The following is a 26,053-nucleotide window of genomic DNA, read 5'->3' as shown; positions in this document are numbered from 1 at the left end:
AAAAAAAGGATATATCATGCAAGATGCTCAAGTTAAACAAGGTTTAGACGCGCAGGCGATTATTAGTACGATACTGCGGCATAAACTGGTCGTTTTGTCTGCTTTCCTAATTTTTACATCTATAATCACGTTCTATTCCGTTTCGAAGCCTACCATATACCGATCCTCGTCGATCATGTTTTTTGATAACTCGAGCAGTAATCCGATGCTGGATATTCTCGATAAAAACGGGAGTATCCCGAGGATCGACTTTGGATACTACGAGATAATCATGACAACCGATATTTTTAATGTTCTTTTAAGACAAGATTTGAGAACCGATCTGTTAAAGCAACGAGATGCGGAATATGTGGAATCGGCACTGGAAGGTTTTCAAACATCCCAGATTACGATGAAACCGTATAAAGAAGCTGCACAGTTTATTGAAATAGCGGCAGTATCCTATGATTCGTTTTTAGTTCAAAAGCTCGTAACGGTTGCTACCGATCTGCTAAAAAGACGGACGGCAGAACTGGACAAAGAAGGATTGATCAAAGGGATTGATTTTATCGATGAACAAATCGAGCTCACTAAAAATAATCTGGAAAAAACAGAATTAGCTCTTCAAGCATTGAAGAAAAAAACGGACATGACTTCTAAAGATGAGGAAGGCCCTTTAAATAAGATCATTTTAATGAAGGACAAGCTTGCGGAACTGGAAACGCAGAAACAAGTACGTGAATCCAATTTGAATGCGCTAAATTCACAATTGGATTCCATTCAGCGCCGGATGACCGGCAACGCGGTTAAGCCTGAAAACGAATCAAAGGAAGAATCAAAACTTAAAAACCAAATTGAAGAATTGAATGCAAGAAAAGTACAAATTTTTGAAAGACTCGGAGCAGATGCGTACGAAAATGTTGAAGTCAAAAAAATTGACCAGCAAATCAGCCAGCTTCGCGATAAATATTACGCACTACTTTCTGCTGTCGATACCGACGGCGAAAAACCGATCGTCGGCGATTTAAACGAGCTTTGGAAAAATGTATTCGGGAAAAAGAATAACGAAGAAATTGAGTTGATTTTACTAAAAGGGCAAGCGCGTTTATACGCAGGATTGATCCGTAATTTTGAACTCAAAAATCCAAACCTTTTGCAAGACGCAATTGACATCACCCGTTTAAGCCGATCAAAACAAGTTTATGAAGAAACTCTGAGTTCGCTCATCAAACAAAAAGAAAATTTCTCTATCCAAATGTACGGCACGACAGGTAATTTGAAGATCATAGATCCAGCTAAGCCGCCGATTCCGATCTATAATAAAGTGTTTACAACGATCTTTATCGGAGCGATGGTCGGCCTATTGATTGGCGTGGCTCTGGCGTTTGGGATAGAGTACCTGGATACAACCATCAAGAGCATAGAAACGATCGCCGGCATTACTAATATTCCTATCATTGGAAAGATACCTCCGATTCCTCGCGAAGACTTGGCAGAGAACGCCAACGGCGTCGGCCAGTTGACGACTAAAATCTTTGGAAAGAAAATAGATGATGAGGACGATGATAAAAACATGATCCGAAAAAAAGCAATGATTTCCCAACTTAACGCCCGCTCTTTTATTTCTGAAAGGTATCGCGCGTTGAGAACGAATATTCAGTTTGCAAATATTGATACGCCGATGCGTTCGATATTAGTCGGAAGTTCCGGTCCCGGAGAAGGTAAGACCACCACTGCGGTAAACTTAGCCATTTCTTTTTCAGATATGGGCCATAAAGTATGTTTGGTTGATACCGATCTAAGAAAACCGAAGCACCATTTGCTCTTTGAGATCAATGAATCTCCCGGATTAACGGACGTCGTATTGAATAATACCGATCTGAGTTCGGCCATTCAATCGACCTTCGTAAAAAATCTCAACGTAATTACCGGTGGAGCGGATGCGCAGAATCACACCGAAATATTTTCTTCCATGCGCATGAATTTCCTGATGAATGAACTTGAAAAGAAGTTTGATATGGTTATATATGATACGCCGCCCATTTTGTTGCTGACCGATTCTATAATATTGGCTTCACGTGTTGACGGCGTAGTTATAGTAACAAAATACGGCGTGACTCAAAAACAATATCTTCAAAACGCTATTGCCTCATTGAATACCGTTCGGGCCAATGTGATTGGCATCGTACTGAACGAATTTCAGTACGAGAAAAAAGGCTATTATGAATACGCATACGATAATTATTATGTCAACTCTGAAGCGAACAAGTCGAAAGTGGGTAACAATATATGACGGTTCTTGTTACCGGAGGCGCCGGGTTTATCGGATCTCATGTTTGTGAGGCCTTATTAGCTCAGAATCACAAGGTCATTTGCTATGATAATTTTGATGAGTTTTATGACCCGAAGATCAAAGAACTAAATATTTCCAACTGCATTTCCAGCCTAAATTTCAAATTGATTCGAAATGATATTCTGAATTTTTCCGACTTGTGCGACGTCTTTAGATCGGACAATATCGATTTGGTCATTCACCTTGCCGCCAGGGCAGGGGTTCGTCCATCGATCCAGAACCCGAAGTTATACCAGAAGGTGAATATCGAAGGCACGATGAATGTTTTGGAAGCACTCAGAGCGTTTTCAGTCAAAAAATTCATTTTGGCATCCTCTTCATCTGTTTATGGAAATAATCTGAAGACTCCATATTCTGAAACGGATAATGTTGATCATGTGATTTCGCCTTATGCAGCAACAAAGAAAGCATGTGAAGTCTTAGCCTACGCGTATCATCATCTTTACCAAATTGATACCTTCTGCTTGCGTTTCTTTACTGTATACGGACCGCGCCAAAGGCCTGAGATGGCTATACATTATTTCACAAGATCCATTGACCAGAACGAAAAAATAAATCTCTACGGCGACGGGACATCCAGAAGAGATTATACATATATTAGCGACATTGTTGACGGTATATTAAAATCTATGAATCATCTGAACGGATATGAAATTTTGAATCTTGGGGAGGCTCAAACAATTTCGTTGGCGGATATAGTCAGTATAATAGAACAAGAGCTGAGTAAAAAGGCCATGATTAATTGGCTGCCGATGCAGCCCGGTGACGTTGAAAAGACGTTTGCCGATATTGCGAAGGCAAAGGAGATCATTGGTTATCACCCAAAGACACAAATTAAGACCGGCATAAAAACATTTATTCAGTGGTATAGAGACAACTTCCAGTCAAATCAGGCGATTACAGTTTGAACCAATCGGAAAAACAAAATATTTCCAAAGTTGCAAAAAACTCTTTGATTTCCGGAATCGGTAGTATTGTCAATTTGACTACCATGCCGCTGACTAGTGTAATCACAACCCGTGTATTAGGCGCTGAGTTATTCGGGATTTATTCATTGGTCCAATCCTGGGGATCGCTTCTATCAAATTTATCAAGTTTGGGCCTGAATGGGACGAATCTCCGTTTTATTCCTACCTATAAAGGGCTGGGTGACTGGCCTAAAATCAAGGGTTCTATATTGTGGACATTGAGAGTTTCGTTCTTTATAAGCCTGGCACTAACGGTATTTGTCTTGATATTTCCATCCCAGTTCTGCGCAATTTTTGTTCATCGACCTGATAACATTTCTCAGGAAACATTTGAAGCCAATGTTGTTCGTGCATTCCGTTTTTACGCCGTTTCGATTTTGATGACGTCGTTGTATCAGGTGATGATGTCCAGTTTAAACGGGCTGCAGGAGATTAAATATAAAGTTCTGTCTAATGAAATAATAGGCTCAGCTGCAAAGATCATTAGCCTGGTTCTTTTTGTTTTTTTTGGGTGGGATTTATATGCGGCGCTTGGCTCAAACTTAGTACAAGACGCGGTCATATTGAGCGTCTCGCTGTTTTTTTTACTGAAGGTATTTCCAAAATTAAAAGATTCTTCTTTTAAACCGGTATTTGAAAAGAAAGAAATGAATAAATTCGCCGCCGCATTATTTACAAATTCTCTTTTAAGCAAATATACTTTCCAGCTTGATATTCTATTCTTGGGTTTTTTCACTACCATGCGTGAAGTGGGTATATACACCGTAGCACTCCGATTGCAGCCGTTGATATACTTGCCGCATTATACCATTAGCACTATTTTCGGACCGCTGGTTGCGGAACTTTATTCTGCAAAAAAAAAAGATGAATTAAAAAACCTGTATCAAACGGTTACGAAATGGTCGCTTTCAATAAGTTTGCCGATTTGCACAACGGTACTCATGTTTTCAACTGAAATCCTTAATATATTTGGAAAAGATTTTTCGGAAGGGATCATGTTATTGGTTGTTCTAAGTATTGGCAATCTTTATCATGACTTTTTAGGGCTTGCAGGTAATGTAATAATGATGACCGGCAGAATTAAAGTGAATTTGATTAATTCGGCGATTATGGCCGTCGTCAATGTTATTCAGTACTATTTTCTTATCAAACACTATGGCATCATGGGGGCAGCGGTGGGTAATGCAATGTCCATGGTCATAATAAACACCATTGTAATGCTTGAAGTAAAATATTTTTTAGGATTCGTGCCTTTTAGAAAATCCCTTTACAAGCCGGCGTTAAGTATTCTCGTATCGGTCGTGCTCGTCGAGATACTTCTTTCGAATTATAAACTTCCTTGGTATCAATATACTTTTATTTTGTACGTATTTGCTTTGTGGGCGTTGTATGTGGTTGGAATGTTCATTCTTAAATTCGATAAATACGATAGGTATATCATAAAAAAAATTGCAAATAGGATTCCGTTTCTGGCGAAGGTGCTTCCTAAATCGTATCAACAGTGAAATGTTTTAAATTGAGTGACTCGGAAGGAACGTTTGGTTTGCATGTGATAAATATATTAAACATGAAAACTCAAATTACCATAGCTATAAGTATTTGTTTGCTTATATCTCTATTATTAATATTGGCACGTCAAAATACAGATTACTCAAGAATGAACGACCCGCATGAGTATGCGCATTTGGGAAAAAGTTTGTGGATAGGCGATGGTCTTCGGTATAATAATGTTCCAGACGTGGTATTATCTCCCGGATTCCCTATTGTTATTGGCGCTGTGAATAAAATTATAGACAATCCGGAGTGGAGTGGCAAGATTATATGTATGGTTTCATTTCTCTTTAGTGTACTTTTAATGTACAACATTTCTTTATCATTTCTTTTTGAAAAAAAATATGCGATAGTGTCTGTTTTATTGTTTGCAACTAATTCAAATTACTTGATCAATGCGACCAACGGCTACAGCGAGTCGCTGTTTACTCTTGCCTTCATAGCCATTGCCTTTATAACTCTCAACATTCGCAGGCAAAATGGGTTATCTTTATTGCAAGCAGTAATCTTTAGTGCTTTATGGGCAATTTTGTATTATATCCGTGCGGAAGGTTTAATTATAGGTATTATTTTGTTCTTCTGGTTGGCGATAGGAACCTTACACAATAAGATTTTATTGTGGCTTACTCCTGTTGTATGCGCCATTCTAATACTTCCTTATCTCTTTTTTCTTAGATCATATAGCGGTCATTGGCAATTGTCCGGTAAGACTTATTTAAATCTGGTAATGGGTGAACTTAACAGTCCGTATCAAAAAGTGAAACAAGATGAAAATACTGACGAACGGTATAGCATCACACATCAAACACATGTCAACCCCGCGAAATCTTTGGGTTTTGGTAAATACTGGGATCAACCCGAAAATGATATTGCTCAAAGAATAACATTTAATCTGATAAAATGGGGAAAGATCTATTGGCTTACATATTCAGTCGTAGGAATTGCTGTTTGGTTTTGGGGGTTTTATAAATTTAACAAAACAAATATTTTGTTTCTTTTGAGTTTGTTTTTACCGGCTGGTGTATACTTAATGTTTTTCATATTGCCTCGAACCATTGCGATTTATCATTGGATTGGGATCATATTCATGATTTCTGGATTGAAGAATATGAAGCTGTATTTCGAGTCTTATTTTCAACAGAAGAATGTCGATAATTTGATGTGGGTATCCGTTTTTCTAATTTCTTTATATCAAAGTCGAAGCGTTATAAAAATTATTTACAGTCAACTAATTTGAATTATCGAATCTGAAAAATGAACTCCCAAACATTGCGAGCAAGTTTCTGAATAAAGTCAACTATATCTAAGAGAGTCGAATTTCATAAAGAAAGTAATTTGTGATATGACAACAGAAAGAAAAATCTTAATAACGGGTGGGGCTGGTTTTGTCGCAAGTTCATTAGCCGAATCTCTACTATTGCACGATCAAAACACCGTCATAATCGTAGATAATATGCGAACAGGGAGATTTGAAAATGTGCCCTCCCACAAAAACTGTCAATTCATAAAAGCCGATGTGAATAATTATGAAGACGTAGCGCCTATTATGAATCGTTACGGATTCGACTATGTTTTTCACTACGCGGCTCTTGTTGGAGTTGCACGTACTTTGGAAAATCCAATCGAAGTTTTGGATGATGTGAAAGGCTTACAAAATATTTTTCAGTTATCTAAAAACACAGGTGTAAAACGTATCTTTTATTCTTCCTCATCGGAGGTATACGGTGAACCGGTCCATTTACCGCAACATGAGTATTCAACACCGCTAAACTCACGGTTGCCTTATGCTGTCGTAAAAAACATAGGAGAATGTTTTTGCCGAAGCTATGAAAAAGAGCACCGTCTTTCATATACCATTTTACGCCTTTTCAACACTTACGGGCCAAAACAAAGTCCGGATTTTGTTGTTTCAAAATTTATCAATTCCGCTTTTTCCGGAGATGACATAACAATTTATGGCGACGGTACTCAAACGCGCACATTTTGTTTTATTGATGACAACACTGAGTTTACTCTTAAACTCCTAAACGAGAACCTGTTTGTCAATGACGTTGTAAATGTTGGAAATGCTGATCTGACGACAATTAACGAGCTTGCGGAAACAATAATCCGAGTAACTCGTTCAAAATCACGTATTGTTTACTTACCGCCCTTAAAGGAGGGCGATATGACTCGACGCCAGCCCGATAATTCTAATATGAGACGCGTTTTGGGAAGGGAACTCGTGCCATTAGATGAAGGTTTGAAAAAAATTATTCAAGCCAATAGTCCGCAATGAACTCGAAAGTAGCAAGATGAGGCATGATTCGTGAAGAAAAAAAATTCCAAAAAGGTTAGAGTGCTGAATATAACTCCTTCCGGCGACTTGGGAGGGCGGGAACGGCAAATACTATCGATTTCTCAGTCCTTGAAGGATAATCAGGAAGTCCAATTTGATGTATTTTTTATCAAAGCACAGGGACCTTTTTACGATGCTAGTTTGAGAGAAGGTATTGTAACGATGAGTCTACCTAGCGGAGTTACAAATACTATTCCTTACTATTTACGCGTCATGAAAAGCTATGATATCATTAATTATTGGGGGGTCAATTGGCAAGCTTACTTAGCAGGTATTCTCAGCGGAGCTATAATGACATTTAGTTTGCAGGGTGCGCGCGGAGTGATACGAAAACGAATTAAGGATATATTTTTTGAGAAATTATTTAAGAAGGATTCCATAGAGAACGTAAAATCAAATCATAAAATTAATGTAATTAGCGATTCTATATGGAAAAATCGACTGATTCGTTTTCTCAAGAAATGGCTGCTCATCCATTCCCTTCGACGGTGTGATGTTGTGATTGCGCCTTCGCAATACCTATGTGATTTCTGTATATCTTATTACGGATTAAGGGTTGAGCAAGTTAAGCTAATTAAGAATTCAGTCAACTTTGAATCGATAAAAACAACTAAGTCAAAGGGATCGATACGTCTGGAATTAGGTTTGGAGCCTGATGTTTTCTTAGTAGGAGTCGCGGCTCGGTATGACGCGAGAAAAAGACTGGATAGGTTAATTGAGGCGCTTGGAAATCTGAGGGAGTATGACAAGATAAAAGGGGTCATTTATGGAGGTGGTGATGCAACGATAAAAAATAAATTGGATTTACAGGTTGCACAACACAAAATCGAAATGAAAATTCTTTTCCCGGGATTCAGAGATGATATTTATAACTACATAAATGCGTTAGATGTCTTTGTTCTTCCATCTGATAGTGAAGGGATGGGTCTCGCCATTGTTGAATCAGTGTACCTAGGATGTCCCACAGTAGTTTTCCAGGACGGTGGCGGCGTGCTAGAAGTCATAAAAAATAGAAAGACCGGTTATGTTGTGAATGATGTCAAAGAGTTATCGGAACTAATCATATCCCTCTATAAGAATCCAGGGATGTCACAAGATATATGTAAAGAAGGCAAAACTTTCGTCATGGAAAATTTTGACGTTCAAAAAACGGCGAAGGAATACGCAGACGTTTTTGTGAAATTGGTTCGATAGTTTGCATTGTGTCAAAATCTATATTCAAACAAGTTATTCGGGTGTTAGTGCCTTTCAGTGGTAAGCCAAAAAAATAAAAATAGAATCAGATTATGTGTTTTATTTTGATTGCTTACGGTTTTGGGTGGAAAGATGAGAAAAAAGGTAATCAACTAATGTAGCTAATGTATTACGAGATTCGGTAAATTGCATAAAACATTATTATATAAATTTATAACCCACTTCTTAAAACATTTTGTCAGGTTTAGGGTTCAACATATTGATTTGAATCAAACAGATGGCAATGTTCTTATCAACATCTCCGCCGGTATCGGCGACGCCTTAATGGCTGAACCACTAGTGAGAGCATTAAAACAGGCCAAACCAGATACAAAAGTGGACTTACTAGTAAGCCGACCGACGAAATCAATATTTCAAAATTATTCATTAGTCGATCGCGTGTTCTTGTTGGAGCTCCGTTTTCTTAAATTCATTAAATTGATTCGTCAATTAAGGAAACAGCGTTACGATCTTTACATCGGAACGATTCCGAGCAATACGCTTTCGCAAGTGCTAGTTCCCTTTCTATCCGGTATTCCTTTTCGTATCAAGCATCGCACTCCGCATACAGGCTCGCGTGATTTTGATTTCTTGTTCAATATAATCGAGCCTATTCCTGAAGGGCGGCATCGTCTGCTTTGTAATCTTGATTTATTAAAGCACGTCGGTGTTTCTCATAACAAAGCCGAAGAAGCTACGCAATTATTATTATCTGAGAAAGACCTGCGAAATGCAGACGAAATGCTGGCAGAAAAGGGATTTATAGCAAACAAACTCACGATCGGTTTCCATCCGGGATGCAATCCTCAAGCGGCATTTAAACGCTGGCCATCTGAAAATTATGCAAAACTTATGTTATATTTTCAGGAGCATTGGAATGCACAAATTCTTATTGTCGGCGGAAAAGACGAGGAAGAAGATGTTCTGCGGGTTGAATCCTTATTGGTACAAAAAACGGTGAATTTTGTCGGCCGGGCAAATATACACGAAACAGCCGCATTGATAAAACACTGTAGATTTTTCGTTTCCAATGACTCCGGCATCATGCATTTAGCAACGGCAGTGGATATTCCGGTTTTCGCCATTTTTGGGCCTAAAGATGAACGGCATATAGGTCCCTACGGAAATAAGCATACTGTGATCCGGGAAGGAACGGACGTAAACAATGTGACCGTTGAAAAAGTAGTGAATACCATTTTGCAAAGTGCATACGGGCTTAAGCAGAATATTAATAAATAGGCATGGAAGATTTTATTGAAATAAAAGGCGCGCGGGTGCACAACCTTAAGAATATCAGTCTTAAACTTCCGCGCAATAAATTTATCGTGATCACAGGCGTTAGCGGATCTGGCAAGTCGTCGTTGGCGTTTGACACATTGTATGCAGAAGGCCAGAGGCGCTACGTCGAATCGTTATCTGCCTACGCGCGGCAATTTCTGGAACGGATGGACAAACCCGAGGTTGATCACATTAAAGGTATCAGCCCTGCACTGGCGATTGAACAGAGAACATTAGCCAAGAACCCGCGCTCCACTGTCGGAACCGTCACTGAAATTTATGATTATCTCCGATTGCTGTTTGGCAGGATCGGGAAAACGTACTGCTCTAACTGCAAATCGCTTGTTAGAAAGGATACGGTAACCGGCGTTGTTCAGACGGTACTTGGGTATCCGGTCGGAACAAAATTTTATGTTCTATTTTCCACTAAAGTAACGGAGCAATCCGTTCTGCTGCTTCACGAGCAGGGTTTTAACCGTGTTTTATTGAATGGGATTATTGCTGAACTGAGCGACGAAACTGTTATGAAAAAAATATTCAAACTGAAACAAATAGAAGTTCTTATAGACCGCCTTACAGTTTCCGCTGAAAACAAAACACGTTTAGCCGATTCAGTGGAAACGGCATTTCAACATGGACAAGGAAAGATGACGATCCGGATTCTGGATGACAAGGATTTAAATTTTTCAAATAAATTTGAATGCAATACCTGCGGCAAAGCGTTTCTTGAGCCGGATCCAAAACTCTTTTCCTTCAATAATCCGTACGGTGCATGCCCGCATTGCCAGGGATTTGGCAACAAAATTGAAGTGGATATGGATCTCGTCATTCCGGATAAATCCAAGACGCTTAAGCAAGGCGCAATCAAACCATGGACGACGGACGGTTATTCCGATTTTCAGTCGCGACTGGAGAAAAATGCCAGGAAAAATAATATTCCTTTGGATGTTCCTGTTTTTCAATTAACCAAAGAACAATATCAAAAAGTGCTGGACGGTGGAGACGGTTTTGACGGCATACGCGAGTATTTTGCATGGCTTGATACCAAGACATACAAGATGCACGTTCGCGTTCTTCTCAGCAAATACCGCGGATATGTCACTTGCTCCGACTGTGGCGGATCCAGACTAAGACCGGAAGCGAATTGTGTTACCATCGCCGAAAAAACAGTTCATGATGTTCACAATATGACGATCAACGACGCGCATCAGTTTTTTACCAACCTAAAGCTGTCCGATTTTGATTTTGAAATTAGCCGGCGCGCGCTAGAGGAAATTATCAAGCGGCTCAATTATTTAAGAAATGTGGGCTTGGAATATCTAACATGCAGCCGTTTGGCCGGAACATTATCCGGAGGTGAAGCCCAACGTATAAATCTTGCGACATCTCTTGGATCTTCGCTTGTCGGGTCGTTGTATATTTTAGACGAGCCGAGCATCGGTTTGCATTCAAGAGACAATAACAAACTCATCTCCATTTTAAGAAATCTGCAAAGCATAGGAAATACGGTGATTGTAGTGGAACACGATAAAGAAATTATGGAGCGGTGTGATGAGATTGTTGATATGGGCCCTTTGGCCGGGCTTTTCGGAGGAGAAGTTATTTTTCAGGGCAGCCATGCGTCGATCCTACGTGACAAGAAATCTTTAACCGGGCAATATCTCTCTGGAACAAAATTTATTCCCGTTCCGGTAAAACGTCGCAAAGGGAATAACAAATTTATTGAGGTCAAAGGCGCGCGTGAGAATAATTTACAAAACATTGACATAACTATTCCTCTCGGCATGTTTGTATGTATAACCGGAGTCAGTGGTTCCGGCAAAAGCACGCTGGTTCATAATGTGTTGTATGCAGGCCTCATGCGTCAATTGGGTTTATGGTCATTGAAAGTCGGCGCGCACGACAGTATGAACGGAATTAAAAATATCGATGCCGTCGAAATGGTAGACCAGCAGCCCATTGGCCGAACTCCACGCAGTAATCCGGCAACCTATATTAAATTATTCGACATGATCCGCGATGTGTTTGCCAGTCTTCCGACTTCAAAAATACGGGGGTATCAATCCGGAACTTTTTCGTTTAATGTTCCCGGCGGCCGTTGTGAAGTGTGTGAAGGCGCAGGCCAGATTTTGGTGGAAATGCAGTTTCTTGCCGACGTATATCTCGAGTGCGAAGAATGCAAAGGCAAACGTTATAAAAAGGAAGTACTCGAAATCCACTATCACGATAAAAATATACACGATGTATTGGAAATGTCCGTGACGGGAGGACTTACCTTTTTTAAGGCCTATCCACGAATAATTAAGAAGCTGCAGGTTTTAGATGACGTCGGACTGGGGTATTTAAAGCTCGGCCAGTCGGGAACTACGCTTTCCGGCGGTGAAGCGCAACGCGTTAAATTAGCCGCTCATCTGGCGGAAAAAAAAGGCGATCATGTTCTATATATTATGGACGAACCTACAACAGGCTTGCATTTCGAAGATATAAACAAACTACTGACCAGTTTTAACCGCTTGATCGAGTCTGGAAATTCCGTTGTAGTGATCGAACATAACCTCGATGTGATCAAATGCGCTGATTACGTAATTGACTTGGGCCCTGAAGGAGGCGACAAAGGCGGGAACGTCGTTACTGCCGGTACGCCGGAGGCAATAGTTAAAGTTAAAGAATCGTATACAGGTCAATATTTAAAAAAATATTTATAATGCCATTATTATTGCCTGCCCCGCCTACTGGAAAATCCTGCTTCCGTAATCCGTTCGTTGAAGTTTCACATCCTGCAAAGTTGCAGACTTGACCTGAATAACAAAGAAATACCCTGCCGCAGGCCCTGTTGGCGTCCAATCGAAACGCATCTGCCAGCAATGAAGGTCACGCGCAAAAGTTAAACTCTGACTCACCAGGTTCTTGTTTAATATATCGTACCGCGCATTATACCCTAATTGCCAGTTAGACGTAATTTTGAAACTGGAACTTGCATTAACGCCGAATGCCTTAGTGACGATCTCAGGGTTGGATTTGTTGATATCATAATTAAAATCAAGTCGCAACGTCCAGGGAACGCCTTCCGCTAACGTGTTATTTTGCGGAAGAAAACGCTGATTGTAATCTTGTTGGAAAGGTTGTGTGGAATAATTTTGATTTTGGTCAGTTGCAGTTTGTGTTTGCGCAGCTGCGGCAGCCGTAGTTTCACCGCCGCTGAATGAGATTCCGGAGGTAATTGATGCGGAAATGAGGCGTGGTATTTTATTAAGTCTATCGACGCGCTGATTTAAACTCCTGTCGTAGCGGTAAAAATCGTGCGTTGTTGACATAGATAAACTTAGGTTTTTTGCAAGATCGTTGCTCACGGAAATTGAGGTTGTCAACGTCGATAACTTGAATTCCTTTGCCGTAAAATTGTAACTGATCGAATTATTGAAATTCAGGAGATCCAGTTTTTTTAATTCCGGTTCCTTATCCGATTTAGAAAGTGCGGTGTCTTTTTCTGTGTTTTTTATTTTAGCCTGAAGCGTGTGGCCCAAATTAAAACCCATAGAGAGTTGTTTTCCTTGCGGCGTCCCGCCGAATAGAATATTTCCTCCGTAACGGTCAAACTTTGTTTTTCGTCCTGCCGTATCGACTGCTGTTTCATAATAACCCCACGGGCTGGTCGAAAAATCCGGCTGATAGGAAAGACTGACGCCGGGAGACATCACATGGCGAAATGTTTCCAGACCGAATAATCTTGGATTTGCCGTTCCGTAAATTTTTGTTGATAACCCGACGCTCGAAGAAAAAGTGTGCCTTGCAAAAAAAGAACGAACCGTGTCGTTCACGGGATGATTGAGTGAATCAAAATAAAAGTTTTCACTGCGCCTGTCAAACCACGTTTCCTGAAGATTTACGCTGGGATTCACGTTAAAATATTTTAAGATCTTAAACGGCGCGCTTATTCCGACGTTGTGATTCATGCCCAGCGCGCTTGCGGGATCGGCCGTTCTGCTTGCCTGGGATTGCCGCCCGAGTAAATTAGATGAATAGCCATAACGAATAGATTGATACCAGGTGTCCGGTTTATTTTTGTCTTTTTCCGGCTTTGGGAAAAAAGCAGAGTTGGATTTATTGATCGTTACGTTCGGAAATGTGAAATCTTTTTGCCCGTTATCCAGATTTTCTGATTGCGATAAATTGGCTGAAAAACTGCCCCAGTCCTGAGTGTTATTGTAACTTATATTCGTTCGGATCTGGCGATTTAGAATTTGCTGCTGATTCACGCTCGTGTTCTGATAAAAATTCTTGCTGCTCACGTAATGTATATCGGCATTAAGGTTCTGTTTGTCGGTGATAGTTTGGCTGTGCGACGCGTCGATATTCCATAACCGGCTTTTTTGACCCGTAATATAACTGAGCGAGGAATAAGAAAATTGAAAATTACCGGTGTAACTGTACCTTTTCGCGTAGCGCGTTCCGCCATGAAGTAAGAATCCGGCTTTATCGAGAAAATCCACCTGACCGAGCGCGTCAAAATAATCATTGGGCGCCCAGAAATATCCGAAATTTCTTATCTGCCTCCCTTCTCTTGGCGTTTCGCTGTAAGCAGGCGGTGTGATGCCGGAAGCGCGTCCGCTTCGGTTGGGGAAGACGCCAAAAGGTATGGCAAATATAGGTACTTCGTGAATGTATAATATCACAGGCTTGGCGACCACCTTATCCTTGACGATCAATTTCATCTCTTTGGACTGAAAGAAAAAATGAGGGTCTTTTTCTTCACAGGTGGTGAATCGCCCCTGCCGTATGTAAAGGGTGTTCTCGCCGATCTTCCGGATATTTTCGCCATAATATATGCCGTCCTGCATTTTTGTTTCTCCCATGACGACGCGGCCACGCCGAGTTTCTAAATTATATTCCATTTTATTTCCCGTGAAAGATTCTCCTCCTTCGCTGAATTCCGGTATGCCTTTGTAACGCACGACTTGTCCTAAAGAATCCAATGAATCGGGTATGGCCTCCGCGGTCATGAGTTTTAGCGGTTGATTGATAATGATCTTGGCCGCCTTGATCTCCATCCCACGGTATTTTACCCACGCGTTACTTTTGAGGATTATGGTCGACTGATCCAACGTGCCTTCGGTTGTGTCTGCCCCATAAAAAATTAATGTATCCAGTCCCTCGTCCGTTTTGACAGTATCGGCAGCAGCTTTGCGCAATGAGTCAAGCCTCAAGTTCTTTTTCATAACTTTGGCCGTAATGACTGAATCGATGGAAAATATGGAATCAACCGCCGCTTCTTGCGCGCAAAGAAAAAGCGGTGAAACGAGAAGGACGGCCAGACAATAAAATACTAATCGCGGTTTCAGGGTCATAGAATACAATTGTGGTTCGTGTAATGTAAACTACGGCGCATTATCCAGCAGAATCGTTACGGGTCCTGCGTTGATAAGCTCTACGTCCATCATCGCGCCAAATATGCCGGTACTAACTTTGACGCCTTTTGCGCGAAGTAATTCAACAAAAGCGTTATACAGCGGTTCCGCTGCTTCAGGCCGCGCCGCCTCAATAAAACTGGGCCTTCGGCCTTTACGGACGTCGCCGTAAAGTGTGAATTGTGACACAGCGAGAATCTCGCCTCCAGATTCCAGGAGCGACACGTTCATCTTTCCGCCGTTGTCTTCAAAAATTCTGAGATTGACGCATTTCTCTGCCCAAAATGAAAGATCGTCATTTGTGTCACCCTCTTTGAATCCGATCAATAATACCAGGCCTTTTCCGATCCTGGAAATTATTTTTCGTTCAACCGTGACGCTTGCGCGGCTTACGCGCTGTACGACAATTCTCAATTTTTAATAACCTTCATCATGGTAAGGAATATTTAATTCGATATAAATTGCAAAATAAAAAAGGGCTATTGCCTTGGTGAACAGCCGCAATAGCCCGGTAACCGAAAACATTGGATTATTTATTCAAATACATTTGAAAAAAGGATTATCAACTTCTTTTGTGAATCGGTACATATTTGCGTTGATTTTGCCCGGTATAGATCTGACGGGGGCGGCCGATACGCGTGTCTTTGGACTCCATCATTTCTTTCCACTGTGCGATCCAGCCCGGCATACGGCCAATGGCAAATAATACCGTAAACATTTCTACAGGGAATCCCATGGCTTTATAAATAATACCGCTGTAAAAATCGACATTCGGATATAGTTTCTTTTCGATAAAATACGGATCCTTCAAAGCAACTTCTTCCAGTTGATGCGCAATATCGAGAAGGGGATCGTTGATACCCATTTTCGACAGAACTTTATCACAGGTTTTTTTGATGATCTGTGCGCGAGGATCAAAGTTCTTGTATACCCGATGGCCAAATCCCATCAGTCGGAAGTTGGAATTCTTATCCTTGGCTTTCTCGACGTATTTCTTGACATTGTTACCGTCATCGTATATCAATTGGAGCATTTCCAAAACTTCCTGGTTGGCGCCGCCGTGCAGCGGGCCCCACAGCGCGCAAATTCCGGCTGAGATGGCGGCAAACATATTTGCATGGCTGCTGCCAACCATTCGGACCGTCGACGTAGAGCAATTTTGTTCGTGATCGGCATGAAGGATAAATAACAGGTCCAATGCCTTTTCAATATCCGGATCAACCTCATAATGTTCTGCCGGTACGGAGAACATCATATTCAGAAAATTGGCGCAATAGCTCAACGCATTGATCGGATAGATAAAAGGCTGTCCTATCGATTTTTTATAAGAGTAAGCTGCGATGGTCGGAATTTTAGCGAGCAGGCGGAATATGGAAATTTTTACGTGTTCCGGATTGAGGGGATCGATCGCATCCTGATAAAACGTTGACAACGAACAGACAACGGAAGACAACAGCGCCATCGGATGCGCATCACGAGGATACGCGTCATACAGGCTGCGCAGGGATTCATGCAGCATAGTATGGCGCGTGATATTGTTTCGGAATTCTTCCACCTGAGAAGGCGACGGAAGTTCACCGTATATCAGCAGATAACTGACTTCCATAAAATTCGAGTTTTCACACAAGTCCTGAATATTGTATCCGCGATAACGTAAAATACCCTGTTCACCATCCAAAAATGTAATGGCGCTGGTACAAGCGCCCGTATTGGCATATCCGTGATCCATGGTGACAAGGCCGGATTGCGCGCGTAATTTAGCAATGTCAACGGCCTGCTCATTTTCGGTACCGTTAATGAGAGGAAAGTCCATTGACTTGTCGTCGTAGATGAGTTGTGCTTTCTTGACCATAGCGACTCCTTTAGAGGAAAGAGGTTAAATAGTGAGGTTCATAAAATTCGTGTTAAGACGACGAATTCTGAATAGGTGGGGTCAAGATAATAAAAGAAAAAAGGATAGGCAAGATTATTAGTGATTGGCGTAAAGGTTTTTTTACATCACGCCGAATATTTACGGATGGGCAGCGTAATCTTAAACTCAGTGCCGACCCCGGGAGCGCTTTCAAAAAATATAGTACCTTTGTGCGCTTCGAGGATTTTGTATGAAATGGCCAATCCAAGGCCGGTTCCTTTGCCGACCGGTTTGGTGGTGAAAAAAGGGTCGTATACTTTGTGCTGAATGTCGTACGGTATACCTTTGCCGTTATCTTTGATCGTAATTAGAATGTTATTCTGTCCTGCATTGGTGCGAATCCAAACGTCGCCTTCTCCTTCGATAGATTGAAATGCATTCACGAGCAGGTTCATTAAAACTTGATTAATATGGCCCGGATTGCAGTAGATCAGCGGTAATTCAGTAAAGTTTCGGTGAATGGTGATCCGGTTTTTGTATTCATTTTTAAGAATATTTAAAGTGCTCTCAATGGAATCGATAAGGGAAATTTCTTTAAAATGCGATTCGTCGAGCCGGGAAAAATTGCGGAGGTCCTCGACGATCTTCTGCGTTCGTTCGACTCCATCCCGCATTTCGTGAATAATCTTCGGAAAATCGGAAAGAAACTTTTCAAATTTGGAGGATTCAATAAGCTTATCAATTTCCGTCATTTTGGCTGCAAAGGCGGCATGCGGCTCATCATGGATGTTTTTAAATGTGTCAAAGAAATCGAATAAGTCGGAAAACGAGTAAAACATCGCCTGAACCTGATGTTGTTTCTTTTCCAATAGGGAAATATTTGCTTTTACATACGTGATCGGGTTATTGATCTCATGCGCAATGCCTGCAACCATCTGTCCTAAGGAGGCCATTTTTTCGGAGTGAACCAGATGCATCTGAGTTTCACGAAGTTCATTTAATATGCGCTCAACGGTTTCTTTCTGCACCATAAGCTCCCGCGTACGTTTCGTAACCTTCGCCTCAAGCTCCGCCGTGCGTTGCCGGACAAGGGTGATACGGAATTGATATAACGTATATACGCCAAGAGATATAAAAGACGTAACGAATAAGATAAACCACCAGCTTTTCCAAAACGGCGTCAGAATTTTGAAGTGAACAGATATAGGTTTGTCGCTCCACATCCCAAGCCCGTTGCCGGCCATGACTTCGAACCGGTAATTGCCTTCATTGAGGTTGGTATACCTCACCCGGTTGTCGAGCGTAGGTTCGGACCATTCTTTTTCGAATCCGATCAGGCGGTAACGGTATCGTACGTCGTTTTCATCCTTAAAGGACGGGGATACAAAGTCGATCGTGATATTATTTTCTTCATACAAAACGGTTTGATCGCTTGTGTGAAAAAGGCGCTCGAAAAAGGAAGTGTCTTCCGGAGCCGTGTCTTCCGACTGACGATAATTTAGATTAAGCCGGCGCGTTTGTTTTTGTGTTTTATCCTCTACGATAAAATCAGTTAAATAGACCACCGGAGCAGGTATGGTCATAGTTACCGAAGGAATGACAGGAATACGTGTCAGGCCGCCGGCGGTGCCGATCCAGACAAAGTTGTTGTCGGTTATCAGAGAATTGTTCGTGCTTACTTCGTGATCAATTAGTCCCTGCCTTTTTGTATATGTTTTAACGATGCGCTCTGTCGAAGGATTGATGAAATTCAAGCCGTTGTTAGTTCCAACCCACAACATACCATTCAGGTCGCGGGTTATTGCGTTAACGCAATTATCCGTCAGGCCGTCTTTGGTTGAGAAATGTTTGACAATAGAATGAATGTCGGTATTTTCGGCGGAAGGCGCGGGTAATTTCTGAATATCAAGCCGGGTAATACCCCGTTCACTGCCGATCCACAGGTTGCCAAAACCATCTTCGCACAGCGCCAACGCCACGTCGTCGGCCAGCCCGTCTTTTTGAGTGAACTTATAAAACGATTCATTTGTTTCATCAAATAACGCCAGCCCGCCGCCGATCATTCCGGCCCACATACGACGCTGTGAATCTTCATACAAACACCAAGGATTGTTATTGAATAATCCGTGGTGGGTTGTGAATAACTTTACGGAAAGTGTTCCCTGATTGTTGATCGTAATATAGCCGATGCCTTGGTCGGTGGAGGCGAACCAGATCCTTTCCCGGCTGTCCACGACAATATCAACAACCCGGCGTCCGTTTAATTCAGGAAACATTGATAAATTGACCGAATAGAAATCTTTGATTTTTTGGGATTGGCTGATCAGAATCCGCGCCTTTTCAGATTCCGCCGCAGAAATATTGGGGTAAAGAGAAAAATAGTTGTCAGGGATCAGCAGCTTTAATCCGTTATATGTGCCAAGCCAAATAAATCCCTGCGGATCGATCGTTACATTCCAAATCTCGGTAGCATTAAGTCCTTCGGCTTGCGAGTACGACTGGAACTTATTCTGATAAAATATAGATAGGCCGATCGTAGTGCCGATATACAGTCGTCCGCTGACATCGTGTGCGGCGGAAAGAATTGCATCATTGATCAGCCCGTCAGCTTCCAAATATGAAACCAACTCTTCCGAAATTAGTTTGCTGACGCCTTTGCCGAATGTACCGAACCAGAGATTGTTTTCGCGATCCTCCAGCATGGTATAAAAAAAATTTCCTGCAAACCCGTTCCTTGTGTTGTAATTTTTGAAAGTAATGGGATCGGACCGAGAATCCGTAAAACTAATACCGCCCTCAGTTGTAATCCATACATAACCTCTTTTACTTTGAGTGATGCCGCGAACCGAATTATGCGCAAGGCCTGAGGAAGAGGTGAGATTCCTGAACATATGGTCCTCTATCTTAGTTACGCCGACCGGTGTGCCGATCCACAGACGATTAAATGTATCGTAGAAAATAGCTTCTATGCGGTTATTGATTAGTCCGTCGCGGGCAGATATGCTATTCACGTCAATCGTAAAATCGTTTTTCAAACGCACAACGCCGATGCCTTCGGGAGTGCCGGCGTAAATAGTGTTTTCCGGATTTTTGGTTAAGCATAATATCACATTGGAGGGCAGGCCGTCGGCAACCGTAAAATTGTAGAACGTTCCTGTTTTTTTATCGAGAACGCTGAGGCCCTCTGCCGTGGCGAACCATACATTTCCGCTTGAATCTTCAAGAATGCTTCGTACGGTGCCTTTACCGAGAACGCCCGTGTATAATTCATCTGAAGAATTATAATTGACAAAAGAATCGGATTTAATAACATACCTGCTGAGGCCTTCGTCGGTTCCAAGCCAGAGGCGGTGGTCTGAGGATTCGAAGATCACGCGGATGACATTGCTGGCTAACCCGTTTTCTTTGGTGTAGTTTCTGAAAGTACGGCCGTCATACCTGCTTAATCCTCCACCGGTTCCAAACCACATGAATCCAAGGTGATCCTGTTCAACGCTAAACACCTGATTTTGCGCGAGACCTTCGGCGGATGTATAATTTTTTATAAAGAGCTTTTGAGAGGATAGGAAAGCGGGGCACAAGAGGCTTATCAAAATAATGAAACAGATACGATAAAACAAATTCACAAAATCACCTGTGTTACTAAATTTGGGGTACCAAGGATGATGGACAATCTTTTTCCACGCAGCACCGTCCGCATTGAGGACGCCGTGCAATACACGTTTGGCGTCCATGGTCAGATAACAGATGGGAAAAAGATACCCATTCTTTTTTCGGAAGTATTTTCATCAGATCGTATTCAATTTTTTCCGGATTATTTTGAAGTGTCAAACCAAGTAATTTTGACAAACGAATAACGTGCGTATCGACGACTAATGCCGGAATACCGAATACATTACCCAATATCACGTTCGCGGTCTTACGGCCAACGCCGGGAAACCGAATCAGTTCATCCATTGACGGTGGAACGACCCCTCCGAATTGCTCGATCAGAAACGAAGCGCTCGCCCGAATATGACGCGCTTTGTTTCTGAACAAACCTGTGGATTGGATATCTTTCTCCAAATCGCCTTGAGAAGCTTTTGCAAAATCTTCCGGGCCCGGATATTTATTAAATAAATCCACGGCGACCCGGTTGACGCGTTCGTCGGTGCATTGCGCCGATAAGATGGTCTTTACGAGTAGTTCAAACGGCGTCTGAAAGGTTAATTTACATTGTGCATCTGGAAAAATATTCCTCAGGGTTCTTGTGATTCGCCTTGCGCGTTTTCTTCTATCATCTAAAGATTCCATTTTATCCTGGCCGATGGGAACTAATAAAAATAAATAAATAAGAGGTGAGTGTCCACATAAATCTTGCAAGCGATCTGAAAGGGATAATTAAATGGACGGGGGCTCTAATTTTCGGGAGGCGTTCCCGGTGGAGGCTCTTTGACTTCGTGCGTCAGTTCTTCGACCTGATTTTGGCGGATGATTTCTTCGATATCGTCCGACTGGATGTCGCGATCATTGAATTTTACCGAAACCACTTTTGAAACGCCGGCCTCCTGCATGGTGATACCGAAAATATTTTGTGCAGCTTCCATGGTTCGTTTGTTGTGGGTGACAACGATAAATTGTGTGTCTTTTGAAAAATCGCGCAGGATCTTGGTGAATTTGTCAATATTGGTATCATCAAGCGGAGCATCTACTTCGTCCAGAATACAAAAAGGGCTGGGTTTTACGAGATAAATCGCAAAAAGCAGAGCGATAGCCGTAAGTGTTTTTTCTCCTCCCGAAAGCAATGCGATATGTTGAATTTTCTTGCCTGTGGGTCGGGCAAGAATTTCAATATTAGCTTCCAGCGGGTCTTCGTCCTTGGCCAATTCCAAATTGGCTTCGCTGCTTTCAAACAGCGATGTAAAAATATTTATGAAATTTTCTTTGATACGGTCGAATACTTCCATGAACTGTTTTTGGGCCGTTGTATTGATCGTTTCTATTGTCTGCATCAATTGGCTTTCAGCTTCCAAGAGGTCTTGACGTTGCTGAGTGAGCGTGTCTAACCGTTCTTTTTCTACGTTATATTCGGCGAAGGCTTCCATATTTACAGGCCCGAGTTGTTTGATTTTGCGGCGCAATTCATCGATCATACTCTTTACAGCGACGGAATCAAACCCGGAAGAGGCCGGCGTTTCTTGCGGAAGGTCGCTATCCAAAACCTCATCAAGATTTTTTTCGGATTGTTCGTTTTCCGGCAACGGCGTACCTGGGGAAACCTCTTCAATTTCAGAATACTCGGCCTCCTCTTTGGATTCGGGAGTAACCGATGCCAACAAGGTTTCAACGGAGTCTTTGGAAAGGTCAAAATCGTAATCGCGCTGTATCCGTTCGGTAAGGCTGCGCATCTCAAAACGCAGATCGTTATGCTCCTGTTCCATGGTGTGGCGGGAATTCAGAAGCTCTTCGCGCTGGCGCCGGATCTTCTTCAATTCCGCTTCAATCTTTCCGGCGGATTCACGAAGGTTGGATACTTCGCTTCCCCCCATGTCGCGATCTTTTTCGATAGCGTCGCGTTTTTTGGAAATGGCAATCAGTTCAGATTCACGAACAACGGCCGATTCCCCAAGCTTCTCAATCTCCTGCTGTGCAGCAACGGTTTCAGACTCGTGTTTGGCTATCGTCGTGTCCATATCTTGAATTTGCTGCCGGCTATTTTCTACGTTGGTCTGGTGAGTTTTAATTTCGCTTTCAAGCCGTACAAAAGAAGAGAATACTTCGTTAACCGATTCAGATCGGTCCTTGCGTTCTTTTTCTAGATCATTGAGTTGTAATTCCAGTTTACGAGTCTGTAATTCCAGCTCGCCCCGCCGTGACTCTAATTCATCCATGCGGGGTTCCATTTCTTCCAAATGGGCTTGGAATACCAGCAATTCGCGGGTTGTTTGGTCAATGATATCCTGGTTCTTTACCAGGGTTTCCTTGGAACGTTTTTGTTCGTACTCCGACTGGGAAATTTCTTTGTCGAGGGACAGTAACTGTTGTTCCGACGATTTCTGTTTTTCCTGATCGGCGGCCAGTTTTGCCGTTGTTTCCCGAAGTTGTCCCTCAAGGTCAGTGATCTTTGTTTGCAGATCTACAACTTGTTTTTCCAACTGGATAACCTGATCCTGCAAGCGGCGCAGGGCTTCACGCTGGCCGATCATCGTATCGTTGGTTTGAGCCTGACTGCCTCCTTTGATCAGATAGTTGCCTTTGACGATTTCGCCCGCGAGCGTAACAAAACGGAATTGGGGAAAACGGTCGGCAAAGGTTAGAGCGTTTTCAAATTGATCAACAAATACCACGTCGCCTAAAAGTAGCTGCATTAATCGCGGATCGTCGCTCTTAACTAATTCTGTGGCAAATCCGATAATTTCGTTCTTGATCCCGTTGAGTTCGTTGAGATCGACGGAGGATCGAAATTGCGATAATTTTTCCCGATTAAGAAAAGTCGCAACCCCTTTTCGTGATTCCGTCAGTTTGGATAATGCGTTTCGGATCGAGTCGATCTTGCCGGAAACCAGAAAAGAAAAACTGTCTCCCAACGCGGCCTCGGTAGCCCTTTTGTATACCTCATCGACGGAGATGATATCCGCAATGGTGGTATCAATACCGGCAAATTTTTCCTGTAACAGGTATTGAACGCCTTCAGGAAACCCTTCATGGGATTCGATCGCTTTTTGGATAATTGCGATACGCGAATGGATCGATCGAACATCGGCTTCTGCGTGTAGTTTAAGAGATCGAGATTCGTCAATTGAAACACGAAGCGAATCGACATGATGTTGGTCCTGAATGATATCCTTTTTGAGCGAGTCGATTGTATCGGCCAGTTTTTGCTTTTCATATTGAGTATCGTCCAAAACGCTCAGCGCATCATCCGAAGTAGACGAATAGACCGCATTGTCTTTTTTGAGGTCGTCAATTTTCCGTTCAAGATTCTGAATATTGTTTTTGGTCAGTTGATAAGCGCTGCGTTTTTTTGCTACTTCGTCTATCAGTTGGACTAATTCTTTTCGATTTTGTTCTAGTTCATTCTTTTTGTTCGTGATCGACCCATCAAACCCTTCGAAGTCGGCCTTTTTTGAAGATAGATTTTCTTTAGACTCAGCATAGCGGCTCTCCAGGTTTTCGATTGCCACGCTGAGTTCATCGATACGCCTATTTAGAATTTCTTTCTTTTCGAGCGAAGCCGTCTTTTCTTCAGAATAACGGCGTATCAAATCGAGCAAACTGCTCTTACGTTCCCGTGAGATTAGAATTTGTTCTTCGATCGTTTTGATCTGTTTATCCTGATTTTCAAGTTCGATTTGCGTCTCACGTAATTTCTGCTCTTTCCTGATGAGAACTGCGTTGAGAGCCTCGACTTCAGATTCTTTTTTGCTGACCTCGCCTAAAATCTGTTCGGCAGAACTTTCAAGTCCGGCCAATTTGCTTTCCAGCGGTGTTATCAGATTCGAAAGGCGCATAAATTCGTGATGTCCCATCCGGACGTCCTCTATTTTGAGACGGGACATTAGTTTATTATAACGGTTAGCTTTCTGAGTTTGGCGCCTGAGCGAATTGACCTTTTTTTCGATTTCAGCGATAATATCATTAGCGCGCATTAGATCGGCCTTCGTTGCGTCTAATTTGCGGAAGGTTTGCCTGCGCCGGATTTTATATTTAGTTATCCCCGCCGCCTCCTCAAAAAGTTTCCGACGGTCTTCCGTATTATCGGAAAGAATCTGTTCGACCATCTTAAGCTCAATGACCGAATACGCGTCGGCGCCCATGCCGGTATCCATGAAGAGATCGTTAATGTCTTTAAGACGGCAGGGCAGACGATTTAGGAAATACTCGCTTTCGCCGGAACGGTAAATACGGCGTGTAAGGGTTACTTCGGTATATTCCGTCGGCAAGATGTTTTTTGTGTTTTGGATTGTCAGGCTCACTTCGGCGAGATTGAGAGGTTTACGCCCCTTCGTGCCGTTAAAAATCACATTCTCCATCTTTTCGCTGCGAAGGACACTGGATTTCTGTTCCCCCAGCGACCAGCGCAGGGCATCCACGATGTTGGACTTGCCACAACCGTTAGGCCCTACAATATTGGTAATGCCGTCGTCAAAATGCAGATCTACCTTTTGGGCAAATGTCTTAAACCCAAAAATCTCCAGTCTGGACAGATACATGGAACGATACCCTTATGATAAATCAGTTTGATTGGAATAGAAATTTCCAAGGCGGGGCTAATATATAGATAAAAAATCCGCATTTCAATAATTAAGTTCAGAAGTTTTTATTTCATGTTTCCTTTGCTTTTTGTGACCTAAATCACAAAATATTGTGTTTTGGGCACAAGTCTTTTTTTGTAATCTTTTGTTTACACGTTATTTGCATACAAAAAAAAAACTTGACATTCATTTTAATGGGTTATATATTCATAATCATAATGCCATAAACAGGTAATGTAGTGTCCCCAAATCATATCCAATTGAGGCACTATATATTACAGGTAGTTTCACATCTAACTTTTTTTAATAGGCTTGTCAGGTAAGTCGTTATCAAAATTTTAATAAGGCAATTCTAAAGAGATCATCACAAGTTTTTGATTTTCAGAAAGAAATGGTAACCATACATTTTTTTCAATCATTTAACAAAACGAAAGGATGATTAAAATTTTTAGCCATTTCTTTTGCTTAATTAACACTTTATTAACACGATTAGTCAGTAAGGAGGTAAAATCGACATAATTGGTTACGATGCCTTAGTATTCATGTCTTTAATTCTTTCTTGTATTTCCTAATCTCTATTATCTTATCCTAATAAACAGAAGGAGGACTCTTATGTCTCGTAGTACAATCGTAAAACGGTTATTGCTTGGTGCAGTAGCGGTTTTCCTACTGCCTCTCTACTTGTTTGCAGGCAACACAGGTAAAGTAACCGGTGTGGTCAAAGACAAGGAGACGGGCGACGCACTTCCCGGCGTGAATGTGATTCTGGAAGGAACCACGATGGGAGCCGCAACGAACGCCAAAGGCGAATACACCATTTTGAACGTTCCGGCGGGTGTTTATACAGTAACGACCAGTATGA

The 26,053-nt window shown here is 42.0% G+C and carries 15 protein-coding genes; 9 read left to right on the top strand and 6 right to left on the bottom strand.

Annotated elements, in window-relative coordinates; all coding sequences use genetic code 11:
• The first annotated feature begins 16 nt into the window (after positions 1 to 16).
• The 8 genes from F9K33_00075 to uvrA all read left to right on the top strand — a co-directional run bounded on the left by F9K33_00075 (position 17) and on the right by uvrA (position 12,405).
• The gene (locus F9K33_00075) at positions 17 to 2,272 is read left to right on the top strand and encodes a polysaccharide biosynthesis tyrosine autokinase (protein KAB2881488.1); all 2,256 of its coding nucleotides are present in this window, start codon (positions 17 to 19) and stop codon (positions 2,270 to 2,272) included.
• Positions 2,269 to 3,240 (top strand): NAD-dependent epimerase/dehydratase family protein, encoded by a 972-nt coding sequence (locus F9K33_00070; GenBank protein KAB2881487.1) that lies wholly within the window; start codon positions 2,269 to 2,271, stop codon positions 3,238 to 3,240. The genes F9K33_00075 and F9K33_00070 overlap by 4 nt, the downstream gene beginning before the upstream one ends.
• Complete coding sequence (locus tag F9K33_00065) at positions 3,237 to 4,805, top strand: flippase (protein KAB2881486.1); 1,569 nt, start codon at positions 3,237 to 3,239, stop codon at positions 4,803 to 4,805. Before F9K33_00070 ends, F9K33_00065 begins: the two co-directional genes overlap by 4 nt.
• Positions 4,806 to 4,867: 62 nt before the next feature.
• On the top strand, positions 4,868 to 6,088 hold the full coding sequence (locus F9K33_00060; protein KAB2881485.1) for a glycosyltransferase family 39 protein: 1,221 nt from the start codon (positions 4,868 to 4,870) through the stop codon (positions 6,086 to 6,088).
• A gap of 105 nt (positions 6,089 to 6,193) precedes the next feature.
• Positions 6,194 to 7,129 carry an NAD-dependent epimerase/dehydratase family protein gene (locus F9K33_00055; protein ID KAB2881484.1) on the top strand — a complete coding sequence of 312 codons (936 nt, stop codon included), beginning with the start codon at positions 6,194 to 6,196 and terminating at the stop codon, positions 7,127 to 7,129.
• A 30-nt stretch (positions 7,130 to 7,159) separates the two neighbouring features.
• On the top strand, positions 7,160 to 8,383 hold the full coding sequence (locus tag F9K33_00050) for a glycosyltransferase family 4 protein (GenBank protein ID KAB2881483.1): 1,224 nt from the start codon (positions 7,160 to 7,162) through the stop codon (positions 8,381 to 8,383).
• Between the two features lie 324 nt (positions 8,384 to 8,707).
• Entirely contained in the window at positions 8,708 to 9,661 is a 954-nt protein-coding gene (locus F9K33_00045; protein KAB2881482.1) for a glycosyltransferase family 9 protein, read from the top strand.
• Positions 9,662 to 9,663: 2 nt separating this feature from the next.
• Positions 9,664 to 12,405 (top strand): excinuclease ABC subunit UvrA, encoded by a 2,742-nt coding sequence (uvrA, locus tag F9K33_00040; GenBank protein KAB2881481.1) that lies wholly within the window; start codon positions 9,664 to 9,666, stop codon positions 12,403 to 12,405.
• A 24-nt stretch (positions 12,406 to 12,429) separates the two neighbouring features.
• Here the strand turns inward: uvrA and F9K33_00035 are convergent, their stop codons facing one another.
• The 6 genes from F9K33_00035 to smc all read right to left on the bottom strand — a co-directional run bounded on the left by F9K33_00035 (position 12,430) and on the right by smc (position 25,149).
• Complete coding sequence (locus F9K33_00035; protein KAB2881480.1) at positions 12,430 to 15,045, bottom strand: LPS-assembly protein LptD; 2,616 nt, start codon at positions 15,043 to 15,045, stop codon at positions 12,430 to 12,432.
• A gap of 30 nt (positions 15,046 to 15,075) precedes the next feature.
• The gene (locus tag F9K33_00030; GenBank protein ID KAB2881479.1) at positions 15,076 to 15,519 is read right to left on the bottom strand and encodes a D-tyrosyl-tRNA(Tyr) deacylase; all 444 of its coding nucleotides are present in this window, start codon (positions 15,517 to 15,519) and stop codon (positions 15,076 to 15,078) included.
• Positions 15,520 to 15,667: 148 nt separating this feature from the next.
• The gene (locus F9K33_00025; GenBank protein ID KAB2881478.1) at positions 15,668 to 16,957 is read right to left on the bottom strand and encodes a citrate synthase; all 1,290 of its coding nucleotides are present in this window, start codon (positions 16,955 to 16,957) and stop codon (positions 15,668 to 15,670) included.
• A gap of 146 nt (positions 16,958 to 17,103) precedes the next feature.
• Positions 17,104 to 20,691, bottom strand: a complete 3,588-nt coding sequence (locus tag F9K33_00020) for a hypothetical protein (protein KAB2881477.1) — start codon at positions 20,689 to 20,691, stop codon at positions 17,104 to 17,106.
• A complete protein-coding gene (gene nth / locus F9K33_00015) occupies positions 20,600 to 21,250 on the bottom strand; it encodes an endonuclease III (protein ID KAB2881476.1) in 651 nt (216 codons plus the stop codon). Before nth ends, F9K33_00020 begins: the two co-directional genes overlap by 92 nt.
• Before the next feature lie 104 nt (positions 21,251 to 21,354).
• Positions 21,355 to 25,149, bottom strand: coding sequence for a chromosome segregation protein SMC (smc, locus tag F9K33_00010; GenBank protein ID KAB2881475.1), 3,795 nt, complete (start codon positions 25,147 to 25,149; stop codon positions 21,355 to 21,357).
• Positions 25,150 to 25,803: 654 nt separating this feature from the next.
• Between smc and F9K33_00005 the strand changes: the two genes are divergently transcribed.
• The coding region (locus tag F9K33_00005) for a carboxypeptidase-like regulatory domain-containing protein (protein KAB2881474.1) at positions 25,804 to 26,053 on the top strand (250 nt) is incomplete at its 3' end.

The sequence above is a fragment of the bacterium genome (genome assembly GCA_008933615.1).
GTDB lineage: Bacteria > CLD3 > CLD3 > SB21 > SB21 > SB21.
The sequence above is the reverse complement of the archived record's forward strand: the minus strand, read 5'-3'. Positions and strand labels throughout refer to the sequence as shown.